The organism is Flagellimonas pacifica, from assembly GCF_900215465.1.
In the GTDB taxonomy this organism is placed as follows: Bacteria; Bacteroidota; Bacteroidia; order Flavobacteriales; family Flavobacteriaceae; genus Flagellimonas; species Flagellimonas pacifica.
This window is the reverse complement of the sequence record NZ_OBEH01000001.1, coordinates 596407-610206: the sequence shown is the minus strand read 5'-3', so window position 1 is coordinate 610206 and position 13800 is coordinate 596407. Positions and strand designations below refer to the sequence as shown.

General features: G+C 38.4%; 16 protein-coding genes. 11 read left to right on the top strand and 5 right to left on the bottom strand.

The annotated features are described in order from the left end of the window. The first annotated feature begins 2 nt into the window (after positions 1–2). Entirely contained in the window at positions 3–467 is a 465-nt protein-coding gene (locus CRO15_RS02735) for a YHS domain-containing (seleno)protein (RefSeq protein ID WP_097044240.1), read from the top strand. Positions 468–548: 81 nt separating this feature from the next. Then, the gene (locus tag CRO15_RS02730; RefSeq protein ID WP_097044239.1) at positions 549–1124 is read left to right on the top strand and encodes a uracil-DNA glycosylase family protein; all 576 of its coding nucleotides are present in this window, start codon (positions 549–551) and stop codon (positions 1122–1124) included. Between the two features lie 31 nt (positions 1125–1155). Here the strand turns inward: CRO15_RS02730 and CRO15_RS02725 are convergent, their stop codons facing one another. Then, positions 1156–1740, bottom strand: coding sequence for a Crp/Fnr family transcriptional regulator (locus CRO15_RS02725; RefSeq protein WP_097044238.1), 585 nt, complete (start codon positions 1738–1740; stop codon positions 1156–1158). Positions 1741–1902: 162 nt separating this feature from the next. Between CRO15_RS02725 and CRO15_RS02720 the strand changes: the two genes are divergently transcribed. The 6 genes from CRO15_RS02720 (at position 1903) to CRO15_RS02695 (ending at position 6025) form a co-directional block, all read left to right on the top strand. Beyond that, positions 1903–2463, top strand: coding sequence for a TetR/AcrR family transcriptional regulator (locus CRO15_RS02720; protein WP_097044237.1), 561 nt, complete (start codon positions 1903–1905; stop codon positions 2461–2463). Further along, on the top strand, positions 2463–2855 hold the full coding sequence (locus CRO15_RS02715; RefSeq protein ID WP_097044236.1) for a hypothetical protein: 393 nt from the start codon (positions 2463–2465) through the stop codon (positions 2853–2855). Before CRO15_RS02720 ends, CRO15_RS02715 begins: the two co-directional genes overlap by 1 nt. 181 nt (positions 2856–3036) lie before the next feature. Further along, positions 3037–3573: a GNAT family N-acetyltransferase gene (locus CRO15_RS02710; RefSeq protein WP_097044235.1), complete on the top strand. Its 537-nt coding sequence runs from the start codon at positions 3037–3039 to the stop codon at positions 3571–3573. A 222-nt stretch (positions 3574–3795) separates the two neighbouring features. Beyond that, on the top strand, positions 3796–4509 hold the full coding sequence (locus CRO15_RS02705; RefSeq protein WP_097044234.1) for a hypothetical protein: 714 nt from the start codon (positions 3796–3798) through the stop codon (positions 4507–4509). Positions 4510–4511: 2 nt separating this feature from the next. Continuing rightward, positions 4512–5234, top strand: a complete 723-nt coding sequence (locus tag CRO15_RS02700; RefSeq protein ID WP_097044233.1) for a M23 family metallopeptidase — start codon at positions 4512–4514, stop codon at positions 5232–5234. A gap of 152 nt (positions 5235–5386) precedes the next feature. Continuing rightward, complete coding sequence (locus CRO15_RS02695; protein WP_097044232.1) at positions 5387–6025, top strand: FISUMP domain-containing protein; 639 nt, start codon at positions 5387–5389, stop codon at positions 6023–6025. Between the two features lie 124 nt (positions 6026–6149). Here CRO15_RS02695 and CRO15_RS02690 read toward each other — a convergent pair whose 3' ends face one another. Continuing rightward, positions 6150–6434 carry a hypothetical protein gene (locus CRO15_RS02690; RefSeq protein WP_097044231.1) on the bottom strand — a complete coding sequence of 95 codons (285 nt, stop codon included), beginning with the start codon at positions 6432–6434 and terminating at the stop codon, positions 6150–6152. A 705-nt stretch (positions 6435–7139) separates the two neighbouring features. Between CRO15_RS02690 and CRO15_RS02680 the strand changes: the two genes are divergently transcribed. Beyond that, entirely contained in the window at positions 7140–8090 is a 951-nt protein-coding gene (locus CRO15_RS02680) for a hypothetical protein (protein WP_097044229.1), read from the top strand. A gap of 35 nt (positions 8091–8125) precedes the next feature. On the opposite strand, the gene CRO15_RS02675 is transcribed toward CRO15_RS02680, so the two are convergent. From CRO15_RS02675 to CRO15_RS02665, 3 genes are all read right to left on the bottom strand, one after another. Next, the gene (locus tag CRO15_RS02675) at positions 8126–8695 is read right to left on the bottom strand and encodes a DinB family protein (protein ID WP_097044228.1); all 570 of its coding nucleotides are present in this window, start codon (positions 8693–8695) and stop codon (positions 8126–8128) included. A gap of 303 nt (positions 8696–8998) precedes the next feature. Further along, positions 8999–10525, bottom strand: a complete 1527-nt coding sequence (locus CRO15_RS02670; protein ID WP_097044227.1) for a tetratricopeptide repeat protein — start codon at positions 10523–10525, stop codon at positions 8999–9001. Positions 10526–10676: 151 nt separating this feature from the next. Continuing rightward, a complete protein-coding gene (locus tag CRO15_RS02665; protein ID WP_097044226.1) occupies positions 10677–11279 on the bottom strand; it encodes a carboxymuconolactone decarboxylase family protein in 603 nt (200 codons plus the stop codon). A 55-nt stretch (positions 11280–11334) separates the two neighbouring features. On the opposite strand from CRO15_RS02665, the gene CRO15_RS02660 reads away from it, so the two are divergent. Together CRO15_RS02660 and CRO15_RS02655 are read left to right on the top strand one after the other, a co-directional pair. Then, positions 11335–11754 carry an OsmC family protein gene (locus CRO15_RS02660; protein ID WP_097044225.1) on the top strand — a complete coding sequence of 140 codons (420 nt, stop codon included), beginning with the start codon at positions 11335–11337 and terminating at the stop codon, positions 11752–11754. A gap of 9 nt (positions 11755–11763) precedes the next feature. Beyond that, a complete protein-coding gene (locus tag CRO15_RS02655) occupies positions 11764–13677 on the top strand; it encodes a peptide-N-glycosidase F-related protein (protein ID WP_097044224.1) in 1914 nt (637 codons plus the stop codon). The last annotated feature ends 123 nt before the right edge of the window (positions 13678–13800 follow it).

Genomic DNA, 13800 nt, shown 5'->3' with positions numbered 1-13800 from the left:
CAATGAAGAATTCAATTAAAACAACAGTAATCCTTTTTGCTTTGGCAATAAGCTCAATAACTTTTGGGCAGGACAAAAAAGCAAATAACATTGATGACAGTAAGATCGGCTTGCAAGGATATAGCCCAGTGTCTTATTTGGATCTTGGGTTGGCACAAAGAGGCTCAAAACAATATAAGGCCGTGCATAAGGACATAGCTTATTATTTTACTTCGGCTGAGCAGAAGTTAAAGTTTGAGAAAAATCCTGAAAAATATATGCCGCAATATGGTGGTTTTTGTGCCTTTGGAGTTTATGCCAAGGCAAAATTCAGGGTAGATCCCACCAAATTTGTGGTGAGCAATGGTAAATATTATCTGTTCTTGAACGATGTTGAAGTGGACGCCAAACAATTGTGGATTGCCGAAAATGAGTCAAAATTATTGGCCACGGCAAACAAGAATTGGAAAAATTTGAGCACCAAATAGTACGCTAGGCTATTGAATGCTTTTTCATGATCTAAAGCATGTCAATTTAAATTGATGTGCTTTAGTTTTTATCTTTAAGTAATGGAAAAACTACTTTCTGAGATCAGAAAATGCAGCTTGTGCTCTTCAAAATTACCTTTAGGGCCCAGGCCCATTGTTGCAGCACACTCCGATGCCAAGGTTTTGATCATTGGACATGCTCCGGGTACCAAAGTGCACCAAACGGGAATTCCGTGGGACGACCAGAGCGGAAAACAACTCAGAAAATGGATGGGTGTTACCGATGAGACTTTTTATGACGAAACCCAAATTGCCCAAATGCCCATGGGATTTTGTTATCCCGGAAAGGGAAAGTCGGGCGATTTGCCCCCGCGGCCTGAATGCGCCCCCCAATGGCACAAGCAATTATTGGACAAACTGCCAAACCTTAAATTGACCATTTTGATCGGGCAATATTCCCAACGGCATTATTTAGGGAGTAGAATGGAAAAAAACCTAACAGAGACGGTTAGAAATTATAGCAACTACGCACCAGACTATTTTGTGTTGCCACATCCCTCTCCCAGAAACCGATTTTGGTTGAGCAAGAACCCTTGGTTTGAAGTTGAAGTGATTCCAAAACTCCAAGAACAGATAGCAAAACAGCTTAATCTTTAGGTTGTCACTTCAAGCGAAGTCGAGAAGTCTTTCAATACGAGGTGCCAGACCGTAACCGACTAAAGGTTTCGGGTTTCATGTTGAGGTAAGAGGCCAAATACTTTTGCGGAATCACTTTTAGCTCTTTGGGGCAACGTTGCATAAAGGCAATATAGCGTTGCTCTGCAGAAAGCGTCAACAGTTCAACCTCCCTGCTCAACCTTCCAAACAATATGTGCTGAAAAAATTCATGCCCCCAAACGTAAAACTCTTGATGTTTTTCAAATAAGCTTTGATAACCTTCATACGAAATGGCCAACATTTTGGAAGGCTTCAAGGCCTCCAGAAAAGTATCGGAAGGTTGTTTTTTAATGAAAGAATCAAACGCTCCAGACGGACTTCCTGAATACGAAAAGCCCAGCACTACCTTCTCACCTTTATCATTTAAAATGTAAATGGCCTGTACACCCTCCAGTACAAAATAGAAATACCGCTCAACATTTCCAGCCTCTGTGATCAGGTCGTATTGGTTAAAAGTTTTTACCGACCATAAAGACCTAAAATAGTGTTCCTCTTCTTTGTCAAAGTCAACATGTGGGAAAAATGCCTTTAGGCGAAGGAAGTCTCGATCATTCATATGACTCGCATTTTTTATCTAAAAATAAGAATACGGCCAAGAATTTTATGGAGGCTTATTAAAAATGTTATCTCGTTTTTATAATTAGCAGTTTTTTATTGAACGCTTTCGTTTAATAAATAAAAAAACTACATTTGCTCTATTAAACGATTGCGTCTAATTATGCCAAAAATAATTGCACAAAAAGAAGATTGGATAAAGCTCGGGTATCAGTTGTTTTCACAAAAAGGTATCTCAGGAATTGTTATTGAAACCATGGCAAAGGAACTTTCCTGTAATAAGTCTAGCTTTTATTGGCACTTTAAAAGCAAGAAAGAATTCATCAATGATTTGGTAACATATTGGGTAGAGATTGAAACGCTTCAAATCATTAGCAATACCGAAAAAGAAAGAAGTATTAAAGATAAGGTGAATAGTTTTTTGAAGGTGGCCTTTAAAAAAGAGCCTTACCTAGAGTTTATCTTCTTCTTAAAGCGTTATGCTAAAAATCACTCTGAAATACAACAAGTAATAGATGATATAGATGCTAAACGACTTGCTTATTCCGCAAAACTATTTGAGGAACTAGGTTATTCAGAAGAGATGGCCGTGATAAAGGCCCGCGTTTTTTACAACTACCTTATTGGCTATCACGAGATGATAAAAAACAAAAAACAGTCCAAAAATTATTTAATAGAAGTCAAAAACGATTTAAACCACTTTTTAAACCTGGAAAACATCTGATGAAGACAAAAATATCTATAAAACTAGCTGGATTTATGAACCTATTTGGTGCTTTGGTGCATACCTTTCTGGGGCAAACAACCTTGGTAAACCCGCTAATGGATAGCGATTTAAACGCTCAAGCTAAAATCGAATGGCTTGGAGTTTGGCATATTGTAACCGTTATCTTATTTGCAACCTCGTATGTTTATTTAAATGAAGGGTTTAAAAGTAAAACGCCACCAAAATACACACTCATCAAGCAAATAAGCTGGTTATATGTTTTATTTTCACTCATATTTATAATTGTAAGTATTTGGCAGCAAATCTTGGCACCGCAATGGATTTTACTTCTACCCGTTGGTCTTTTCGGATTTTTTGGGGTAAGTGTTGCCAAAAAGGGAACAAATTAGAGTAAAAACATCTTACTTCTCTTCCATCCAAAGGTTGGAAGTCACTTTCCCAAGGAATTTGACGGTTCAAACAAAAATCAATGGGAAGAAATAGCAAGTTTCGTGTTGAACAAGTTGTGTACACACACGATATTTGTACAAAGAATTCATTGCAAAGGAGTTCTCTTAAAAATAGATTCCCATGGAAATCAAAAATTCTACAGCAAACGACATTGATGAAATATTTCGGTTGTACAGCCTAGCATCTGAGTATCAAAATTCAAAAGAAGGGGTAGTGGTGTGGCCTACATTTAAAAGGCAACTTGTAGAAACTGAAATCGATGAGAATCGCCAATGGAAATTGGTTATTGACAATCAAATTGCGTGCGTTTGGGCAATTGCATTCAGTGATGAGCAAATCTGGGAAGAAAGGAATGCCGATGCCGCTATTTATATTCATCGAATTGCTACTAACCCTGATTTTAGAGGCAACAATTTTGTTGCGATTATTGTGGGATGGGCAAAAGAATATGCTGCCAAGCTTAATAAGGATTATGTGCGGTTAGATACCTTGGGCAATAATGAAAAGCTGATTAAATACTACGTTAATGCTGGTTTTGAATTCTTGGGAATGTTTGATTTAAAGAATACTGATGGATTACCGGGACATTATAAGGAAGCCCCGGCCAATTTGTTTGAAATTAATTTGAATCTGGACCAAAAAGGCACTAACAACTAATCTTACCTATTTAAATAAGAGAAATATAAGTACAATACAAAAACACATCTTGCTAGGCATACATATTAAAAACCTGTATTGAGCAAGATGAGATAATGAGGCCGTGCTAATCACAATTATCTTCCGCCTTTTAGTTTTATGGGTTAATAAAAACCTAATTGTGTATAATTTAAGAATGATTGAAATGGAATGGATATAGTTTGGTGGGCTAAACTATCATCTATGAGAATAAAACTACTTCTTCTAATTTCAATTTTCACCCTTTTATACACCAATGGATTCTCTCAAACAAATACAGACCCTCAAAACAACAGCCTAGAACTTTCTACAGGCTTCAATTCGGGCTCATTAAAGAATTTAGAATTTGCGCCAGTATCCCGGTACGATTATAATGGCTTGTTTTATAGTTTAAATTATGAACGTAAAACCAGAAATGAGAATTTATTTGAAATACGGGCGGATTATTTGGCCACCGAATTAGAATCAGACGCAATACCGCAACTAAACACGGACTATTCTAAAATAGGGCTGGGCTTTTCATATTTAAAACAAATTTTTGACAAAAATGCTTTTTCCATCCACTTAGGATTACAATCTCAAACCACCGCCTCCTTATATCGAGACAATTATTATTTGGTGGATCAAGAATTTGGTGTGGCAAGCCGATTTACATATCAGTTAAACAGAAAACAACATTTAGCTTCTAAACTGACCGTTCCTTTGGTCTTAATAAGGCTAAGGGGAGATGTTGGTTTGGATGGGTATTTATTGAATCGTTATCAGAGTGCACTGTGGAATTTGGAATATGGATATTCAATCTCAAACAATTTTGGCCTGCGTCTAAGCTATGATTTTAAATATAATAGACTTCAAATACCAAATGCATTCAGAGAATTGCAACATCAGGTTAACCTAGGCATTAATTACAAATTTTAATTATGAAATGTAACTCACCTATAATTAATGTTTTTTATTTTGTAGTAATCTCAATAACAACATCCTGCTCAGATACTTTAATTGGTGATGAAGGGAAATTGGATGAAGACGCTTATTTAAACTATCAAACAAAAACGGATTTAGAATTGCCTTTTGAAGAAGAATGGTATGTATTTGTTGGGGGCAGAACACATTTAAATGGACGACATCATTTCATTACCCGGGGTGCAGGTCAAAGATATGCTTATGATATTGCCGTGGTAATTGATGGAAGTAGTTTTTCAGGAGATAGCAGCAAAAATGAAAACCACTATTGTTTTGGAAAGCGCTTAAATGCTCCTGCTAATGGTAAAATAATAGCCATGGAAAACAATATTGATGACAATTATGTTTCAGGTACTGTAAATAGTAATATTAATGACAGTAATCTAGCGGGCAATTATATTATGATAGACCATTTAAATGGTGAATACTCCATGTTGGCACATTTTAAAAAAGGTACTATAACAGTTGCTGTAGGGGATATGGTTGTTAAAGGACAAGAAGTTGGCAAGGCCGGAAACAGTGGAAATTCTACTGGCCCGCACTTACATTATCATTTACAAAATACACCTGATTATCTTAGCGGAATAGGACTGCCCGCCCAATTTACCAATTACTATGAAGATGATGTGTTAATGGCAAGGGGTGAACCAGAGAGAGGTCAAACGGTGGCAAAAAATTAAACAATGTCCGTAAACAGATTAAACCAAAAATGGACAGAAAGGGCCTTTCACCTTCCAACATGGTAATATTTGCATTTCATTGACATCTTTTTACAATTGATTTGGCTTGTGTGAAATACCTGCCAATACCTTTACGAAAAACAATATGGCGAATGGAGAAGGCCAATTTTTTCACATACACCTTCGCAGTAATTTCCACCTTGCTTTTTGTGAAGGCGGGAATTGCACAATCTGCAGGTGTCTTTACTGACTCGCGAGATGGTAAAACGTACAAAACCATCAGCTTTAAAAACACTCGAACGGGCACCACATTTACCTGGATGGCCCGGAATCTGAACTACAAAGTACAGGGCAGTTACGCTTATGATGACAATGAGAACAATCGGAAAGAGCTAGGTTTGCTTTATACTTGGGAAGCAGCGAAAAAAGCCTGTCCCTGCGGTTGGCATTTGGCAACGGATAACGAATGGTCCCTACTGGTAAATCAATATGGCGGAACCAACAAGGCTGGGGAGGCTCTAAAAAGCACCAACGGTTGGAACGAAGACGGCAACGGTACCAACAGCAGCGGGTTTAACGCACTTCCTGGTGGTCAGCGCACAACTTTTGGGGGTTATCGCGTCTTGGGGTATTTCAGCTTCTGGTGGTCATCCACACCCACGGATGAAGAGGGCAAAGCTTGGTTATGGGACATCAGTTATGGTGGTCCTGACATGTCCATTAAATCAAAAGCGTTCCGTTTCGATGGTGATATTCGTGGCGCACTCTCGGTTCGTTGCGTCCGGGATTGACTTTGTAACGTAGGAATTTGTCACTTCGAGATGTCATCCTGAGTAATGTCACACTGAGCCTGTCGAAATGTGCTTCGTTTTTTAAAACATCCTTCGACGAGCTCAGGATGACAGTTTCATGAAATTATTGGCCCAAAGTTCCCTCAATAAGCTGCCATAGCACCTTTACTTGGTACAGGGCATCTTTTTCTTCTTCGCACAAGGGTTCTCTGGATTCGTAGATTGCAATATCGTGCACCCATTTTAGGGCCTTTACCCGATCGGGGCCATCAAGGGCATCTACATATTGCAACAATTTTAACTGCGCCGGGGTAAGCGTTTGGGAGTTTTTTAATGCGTGTCGTGCATTATCCGTAGCCATGGGCGAATTACATTTGGGACACCGCTGACTATCTTCACCACTTCTCATAACAAGGTGATTAAAAAGTTAAACAAAAGGAAAGGAATCGTAGAATGTATCAAGGCATTACCGTGAACATTCTAGGGATTTGTACCCATTTGCCTATCCTATATCTAGTTCGACCATAGTCCAGCACCTTGAACAATAAGTGTAGCAACCCAAAGATACAGCTTAAAATAAAATGGTGGGATTTTTATGTCAAAAAGGGGTAACTTCACTTATCCGTCGATATAGCTTATTAAAACGAGTGATATCTTAAACGTTAGCGGTAATTCTATAAAACTGTAAATGAGCTTTTTTATTTATCTATTCTTCCTTATTCTCGGCCTAGTTTTGTGGGGATACGGGTTTTTTATAGTCAATAAAAGAAAACAACTAATAAGATATGCCATTGTCAACACGGCAATTTTAATTGTATACTCAATCCTTTGGCTAAATCATTCCAAAATTATCACCGGACATGACGAATACGGATTGGGATTTCTGTTTGGATATCCATTAATCCCTGTGATTCACAGCATTCTAGTCTTCTTCATAATACTTCTTACCATCAAAAAAGGAAAAAATAACTACCGCTAACAATGTCTACAATTTATTTAGCAATTATGCTACCCCAAAATCTCCTCAATCTGTACCATATGCGTTTTCAGCTCCCAACCAAAGGTTAATTGTGTAAAAAGGGTAAATTGAGGTATAAATGAGTTTGTAATACTTATGAAAAACCCAATCCGTATATGGTGTTTGTTAGTACTTCCTTTGTTAGGGAACTCTCAGACACCAAAACAACCAATCCCAAAAATTGAAATCGATTCGATAAAAAAAATAATTATCCTTGATGCATATAATGACAACTATGAAAGAGTTTGGGGCAGAAGGTATGTAATTGAATTCCATACGAACATGTTCAGACTTTATCAGCTAGAGGAATATTATAAAAATTATGAGTTTGATGTTGACGAAATAGAGTTTGATTCCCTGAAAATTCTTAAGTCCAAAGAGATTTCAAAATCGAAAGCAAAAAAAATGACCGCGCAAATAAATGAAAGAAATAAAAAGCGCTCAATGATTAAAGAAAAGATGGATTCTATTGCTTGGGGAACCTCTAAAAGACCAGAAAATTGGAATGGGAAAAGAGATTTGGGCCAAATTGACAAAAAGGCTATCCAAGTCTTTTTGTCAACTTTGAATTCAAAGAGTCTTTCACCATACGGCTATCTTAATACAAAAGGTATTGATAGTATTTGGCTCAAAAAAAATGTTGATAGATTATATGAAAAATGGAACAGAATGTTTCCTAATGCAAAAAACAGCTCCAAAAATAACGTTTTTTTTGCATTAAAAGACTTCAAATTATTTAAGAAAACCTTTTTCTCAACCCTTTTATCCAGAAATTTTACCACTTACCCATATATGGAGATCATCATTGTAAAGAAAAGTCCAGACTCTATTAAAGTTACGTCTCGTGGTCAAAATTTTTTTCAAGTTCCCTTTGAAATTAATTCTATAAAGACTTACAACCCTGAACTGGCAATTTCAATTTCTAAATTGATTCCAAATGAAAAGTTTTATTCAGTAAACAAAAGGCTGAATCCAACATGGGAAAAAATTGAAGAACAAATATTATGGAATATTGGAGATGCATACCGCAATAAAAAAAGAAAGTAAAATAATTATTGAGGTAATTTCATGGTCGTTTAGTATTATCCCAAAATCTCCTCAATCTGTACCATATGCCGTTCCAAATGGCAGAGCAAAAACTCAAAACATTCCGGTAAATAAAAGTTGACAATGGGCCCAATGGCCGAAATGATCTTTACCTGGGCCACATCCTTGTTTCTACTTTTTAAGATGGCCTCTTTTAAATGGGCATGGCGGGTAAAAAAAGTTTCAAAAACGGCATCTATTTTTTCTTGGGTCAGTGTTTGCCTGTCCAACAAGGGCTCAAAACGCTTCAGCGTTTTCATTTTCCATTTTCGCACCCCATTTTTGGGCCGTTGTCCCCCAATCACAATTTTTTGCCATGTCCTGATCTTAAATTCCGAAGGGCCAGAATTAATAGCTGGTAATTTGGTAAAGGCTTCATCCAGTCTGGGCATGTAAATACCGTAAGCAATGTTCAAATGTTCCAAGACCTCAACAACATTCCATGATTTTAGGTTTTGAGGTATGGTCAACTGCGCGACCTCTAGGGCTTGGAGCTCTTTTACCCTATTGACAATCTCGTTTAAACGCTGTATTTGATTTTCTGAGGAGACGATTAAGCTTGCCATAACTGCTCGTTGTTTGATTGGGTCAAAGTTCAGCTATACACAACCAATAAATGTTGATGTAAATCAAGAAATACCATAAAACGTCAGTTCGAGTGATTTTGAGGAACGAAAAATTGTATCGAGAACTACAATTAAGTTGAAATTCTCGTTTTCGATACAAATTTCACTCATTTCAATCGTGAAAATTCACTCAAACTGACGAATTTCATTAAAATGAACTACAGCATAATATCTAAAAGCGAAGCGTCTTCACTTCTAATATCTAGAGCCATCATGTTTCCCTTTTTCCCGGCCAATTCAACGCTATTTTTTCAGCTGTTTTAATCGCTCAATTGCATTTTGATTTTGAGGGTTCAACTCCAAGGATCTTTCAAAATTTTCAATCGCTTTCTCGGTATTCCCAAGAAACAAATACGCCTCGGCCAAACTATCATAAAGATTCGCCGAATTTGGATAAAGTGCTGTTGCCAATAAAAAGACACGTATACCTTGCTGTGAAGTCTTGGGATTAAAAACGAGTTGCAATCCAAGAGTGTTTAAATTGCCTTCTGGAAGTTGAAAAGAAGGATTTTTTTCCTTAATCGAAAGATATAATTCCATTAGATTTTTATAGTGCTGCTTTGCTGCCAGATCATTAAAATCCTGAAAGGAAAACGCATCCCTTTTGGGTTGCTTGGAGGTATGGGAAATTAAACCCTCTTTAATTCCGTTGTCCGAAGGGTAGTTTTCAATGAACGCCAAAGCGGTAGCATCATCTTTTAAAAAGGCATTTAAAAAGTTTAGGACATAAACGGAAACCCATTTATACGATTCCATGATTTCAGCATCGCTTTTGTCCTGCCTTTTATCCCTATTCTGGAAAAGAACCCCAAGCGTGCTAAAATAGGAATGGGTCAGGTTATGAAATCTTAATTGGAACGCCCTGCTTTTGGAAATGCTATCATACAGTTCAAATTTAGTATTGAGATCAGGGTCAATGTTATCTTCTTTCAGCACTTTTTCGGGAATGCTCTTTTGGGCCATATGCATGTATGGAACATCTACTCTGCTTGCATCAAAGAACGGCGATTTTTTTAGCAGTGCATACCGATACCTTTCCGTACCGTCAAGGCTTACAACGGCTTTAATGTTCTTGTTTCTTGTTTGGGCAAGGATGTTTGCAGGGCCGCCAAGGCTAAATGCCATTACTGCAATTTTATTGCCATTGGCATTGGGAAGTTTGGCAACCTCCTTTATCAAAAACTCCACATCCCTTGCCTGAGTTTCCATTTCTTTAGCACCGTTATTACTAAACCGTCTATTTTCAGTTCCTCGGCTTGGACTTGCCATCACAATGTAACCGTGACTGGCCAAATATTCACACAGCGCAAAATTCTCTATGGAAGAGGCCATGAGACTAGGGGCATAGACCACCACTGGAAATTTGCCATTGGCAAATGCTGGTTTTGGATAAGCCGTTGTTTTTTCCTTGAGATGATTTTGGTTTACAGGGGTATTGGCGTAGAACCAATTTAATATGTGCTCATCAGGAAGGTGTTCCCACTCTTCTTCTTCCGATAAAATTCTCAAGTAGTCAAGAACCCTGAGTTGAGAGGTGTCATCCCCATTTTGATTTGCAGGATACCATATGCTTATGGGGATTGGTCTTGCTATTTTGACATTGCTATAATCATAGATTCTACTATAGGTTCTGGTACTATCCGAAGCGGTATAATGGAGAAACCCTACTTTGTATTTTCCATTATTAAGGTCTATTTGTTGTAATGAGGTCTGACCAAATAAAAAATCAGCTTGAAGCAGTATGAGAAAAATGGCAACTCGAAACAACATATTGGAAACTTTGTTTCCAAAAAGACAACTTTTTTTGCCACTTGTTACAGTCTACCAATTATTGTTCGGTTATAGCCCGGCAATAAATGTTGATGTAAATTAAGAAATCTTACTTTCAGACATCAGACATCAGACATCAGGTTTCTGACATCTAATATCTAGAACCATCATGCTTCCCTTTTTCCCAACCGGTTTTGCCCAGATATTGCTCTGCACTTTCCACGGCACCATCTTCAATGGAGGTTCCCATGGAATCGTTCCAACGGTTCAGGTATCCAAATAAAGAGATCACTCCGAGCATTTCCACAATTTCACCTTCGTTCCAGTGTTCGTACAAACGAGCTTTAATATCTGCATCAATGGCATTGGGCACTTGCGAAGCCGCTAATGAAAAATCCAAAGCCGCACGCTCCGCATCTGAAAAAGCGGCATGCGTTCGGTATTCCCAAATATTGTCCAATTGTTCTTGCTCCGCACCATACCGCTCTGCTGCCCTAATGGCATGAGCTTGGCAATAACGGCATCCGGTGGCATTGCTGCTCACCCAGGCAATCATTCGCTTAAGTGCTGAAGTCACCCTTCCCTCGTTGGCCATAACGGCTTTATTAAGATTTATAAAAGCTTTTGAAATAGCAGGTCTATGCTGCATGGTCAAGACCGAATTTGGACAAAACCCAAGGGTTTCGTTAAAGAATTCAGCTAGTTGTTTGGTGTCAGGATCATGGTTGGGGTCAAGTGGTTTTACTAATGCCATAAGTGCAGTTTTTAGTCGTATTTTTGATTGCTACAAGAAACAAAAATTTAATAGCATGACAAATCATATCACTACCAAATGGTTGGGCGAAATGGCCTTTGAAAGCAATAACCCCTCTGGACATAACTTAAAAATTGATGCGGGACCTGATGATGGGGGCAAAGGAGAGGGCCTTAGACCAAAAGCGTTGATGCTTTCTGCATTGGCCGGTTGCTCTGGATTGGATGTAGCTTCGCTCATTAAAAAAATGAAATTGGAAGTGGATGATTTCTCCATTGATACTATCGCCAACCTAACCGATGAGCATCCAAAATACTACGATTCCGTAACGATTGAATATCACTTCTATGGTTCTAACTTAAATGAAGCCAAGCTTAAAAAAGCAGTAGATCTTTCCATTGAAAAATATTGTGGTGTAATGGAAATGTTTAGAAGATTTGCCGAACTTAATGTAACCCTTCACTTTAATAAATAGCTTTTTTTAATGAAACACCTAGCTTGTTCGCTATGTCTATTTTTGGGTGTTGTTTTTTGCTCCCAAGCGCAAGAAATCACCCATGTAATCTCCCATGATCAAGAAACTATTGTGACCGACCCCAGCAAGGGGACAAACAGTTACAAGAACACGGTTGTGTTTCCTTCAAGGGATAAATCCATTCGCCAGATAAAACTATTGCTCACTTTTGAGTGCCCTGACAAGGATGGTATGCGCTGCGCGGATTGGGATTATGTGGACCACATAAAAGCCCGACCAAAAAATGGCAATGAAACCTATGAAATAGCCCGAATGCTCACCCCATACGGAGGGTTTTTTCAAAAGGATTGGATTTTTAAGTGGGAAGTGGATGTTACAGATTTCAGTTCAATTTTAAGAGATGAGATAGAGATAGATTACATACACACAGGTTACGAAGACAACAAGACCAGAGGATGGCGGGTAACGGTGGATTTTGAGATTACCTTTGGCACACCCGTTGCCGAACCATTGGCTGTCCATAAAATATACGATGGCAACTATGCCTATGGCAATGCTGAAAAACCTATTGAGGACGAATTAAAACCGGTTACGCTCACTACAGGTTCAAATACTGCTTTTTCCAAGATAAAAATACATCAAACGGGCCATGGCATGGATGCCGATGGATGCGGGGAGTTTTGCAGCAAGTACAGAGATATTGTTTTTAATGGTGCAATTGTAGACCATAAAGATTTATGGATGGCCTGTGGGGATAATCCACTCTATCCGCAAGCGGGCACCTGGATTTTTGACCGCGCCAATTGGTGTCCCGGGTATTTACTTCAACCTGATGAGGTACTTTTAAAGACATCAAAAAATACCCCTTTCACCGTTGATATGAACATGGAGCCCTTTGAGATTGAAAAACCAAGTGCCAACGAGCTTATTTCGGCCTATGTGATAGAATATGGCGAAATCAATGCTAAGGATGATGTGACATTGACGGAAATCATCAAGCCATCTACAAAACCTATTCATGGGAGGGAAAACCCAACAGGAGGCCTGCCGCTCATTCAAGTAAAGAACAACGGAAGCCAACCTTTGAAAAAGATGACCATTACCTATGGTTTGGAAGGAGATAAACCTAAAGTTTTTAAATGGGAGGGTAATATTCCTTTTAACAGCAATGCGCTTATTACATTACCGGAACCCATTTATTCCAACAAAGCGGAGTCCACTTTTGAAGTTTCAATCAAGCGCCCCAACGGGAAAAAGGATGCTTTCAAATATGATAACAGATTAATATCAACCTATAAAAAACCCGCAATATTGCCGGAAGAGCTTATCCTATATTTTAAGACCAATAAAAAACCGGGACAGAACAGCTATTATATTGAAGATGTGCAGGGCAACAAGGTTTTTAAAAAGGATAGCACGGAACTCAAGCCAGATATGGTGCACAGGGATACCTTAAAACTTCCCGAAGGCAGTTATCGCTTTAATGTGGATGATACCGGGAACAACGGTTTGGAGTTTTGGTTTATGGCCAAAGAAGGAAGTGGAAATATCAAGATTCTGGATACCATGGGTAGGGCCTTAAAACAGTTTAAACCTGATTTCGGCAAGAACTTAAGCCTGAATTTTGTGGTGAAGTCCAATGAAACGTACAAGCTGAATGACGAACCTTTTATTTCTATGTTTCCTTCCCGCACCAAAGGCCCGTTGACCCTGGACTATTTTAGCAATGCGGAAGCTGAGGTGAAAGTGCTGATCGTTGATCAGGAAGATGAATCAAAAATAATGGAATCCCATACGTACCATACATTAAAACAAGGCCTTTTTACCTATGAACTGTCATACCTGCCTAAAAAGAGGTACTACTTTAAAGTGGTAATTGACGGAAAGGAGGTCTACAAAAACCGAATCCGTTTAAAAGAATGATTCATGCAATGGACCATGAAACCTAAATCTGACTCCAAGGCAAATAAGCTCAAACTCAAAACTTAAACACAAGTATAAGAATACAAAATAATCTTACATTTAGAAATATTTTCAGCCTCGAAA

What these genes read in the sequence shown, in the direction of transcription:
- CRO15_RS02735 (WP_097044240.1), top strand. Translation starts at nt 3, where the DNA reads ATGAAGAATTCAATTAAAACAACAGTAATCCTTTTTGCTTTGGCAATA.
- CRO15_RS02730 (WP_097044239.1), top strand. Translation starts at nt 549, where the DNA reads ATGGAAAAACTACTTTCTGAGATCAGAAAATGCAGCTTGTGCTCTTCA.
- CRO15_RS02725 (WP_097044238.1), bottom strand. Translation starts at nt 1,740, where the DNA reads ATGAATGATCGAGACTTCCTTCGCCTAAAGGCATTTTTCCCACATGTT.
- CRO15_RS02720 (WP_097044237.1), top strand. Translation starts at nt 1,903, where the DNA reads ATGCCAAAAATAATTGCACAAAAAGAAGATTGGATAAAGCTCGGGTAT.
- CRO15_RS02715 (WP_097044236.1), top strand. Translation starts at nt 2,463, where the DNA reads ATGAAGACAAAAATATCTATAAAACTAGCTGGATTTATGAACCTATTT.
- CRO15_RS02710 (WP_097044235.1), top strand. Translation starts at nt 3,037, where the DNA reads ATGGAAATCAAAAATTCTACAGCAAACGACATTGATGAAATATTTCGG.
- CRO15_RS02705 (WP_097044234.1), top strand. Translation starts at nt 3,796, where the DNA reads ATGAGAATAAAACTACTTCTTCTAATTTCAATTTTCACCCTTTTATAC.
- CRO15_RS02700 (WP_097044233.1), top strand. Translation starts at nt 4,512, where the DNA reads ATGAAATGTAACTCACCTATAATTAATGTTTTTTATTTTGTAGTAATC.
- CRO15_RS02695 (WP_097044232.1), top strand. Translation starts at nt 5,387, where the DNA reads ATGGAGAAGGCCAATTTTTTCACATACACCTTCGCAGTAATTTCCACC.
- CRO15_RS02690 (WP_097044231.1), bottom strand. Translation starts at nt 6,434, where the DNA reads ATGAGAAGTGGTGAAGATAGTCAGCGGTGTCCCAAATGTAATTCGCCC.
- CRO15_RS02680 (WP_097044229.1), top strand. Translation starts at nt 7,140, where the DNA reads ATGAAAAACCCAATCCGTATATGGTGTTTGTTAGTACTTCCTTTGTTA.
- CRO15_RS02675 (WP_097044228.1), bottom strand. Translation starts at nt 8,695, where the DNA reads ATGGCAAGCTTAATCGTCTCCTCAGAAAATCAAATACAGCGTTTAAAC.
- CRO15_RS02670 (WP_097044227.1), bottom strand. Translation starts at nt 10,525, where the DNA reads ATGTTGTTTCGAGTTGCCATTTTTCTCATACTGCTTCAAGCTGATTTT.
- CRO15_RS02665 (WP_097044226.1), bottom strand. Translation starts at nt 11,279, where the DNA reads ATGGCATTAGTAAAACCACTTGACCCCAACCATGATCCTGACACCAAA.
- CRO15_RS02660 (WP_097044225.1), top strand. Translation starts at nt 11,335, where the DNA reads ATGACAAATCATATCACTACCAAATGGTTGGGCGAAATGGCCTTTGAA.
- CRO15_RS02655 (WP_097044224.1), top strand. Translation starts at nt 11,764, where the DNA reads ATGAAACACCTAGCTTGTTCGCTATGTCTATTTTTGGGTGTTGTTTTT.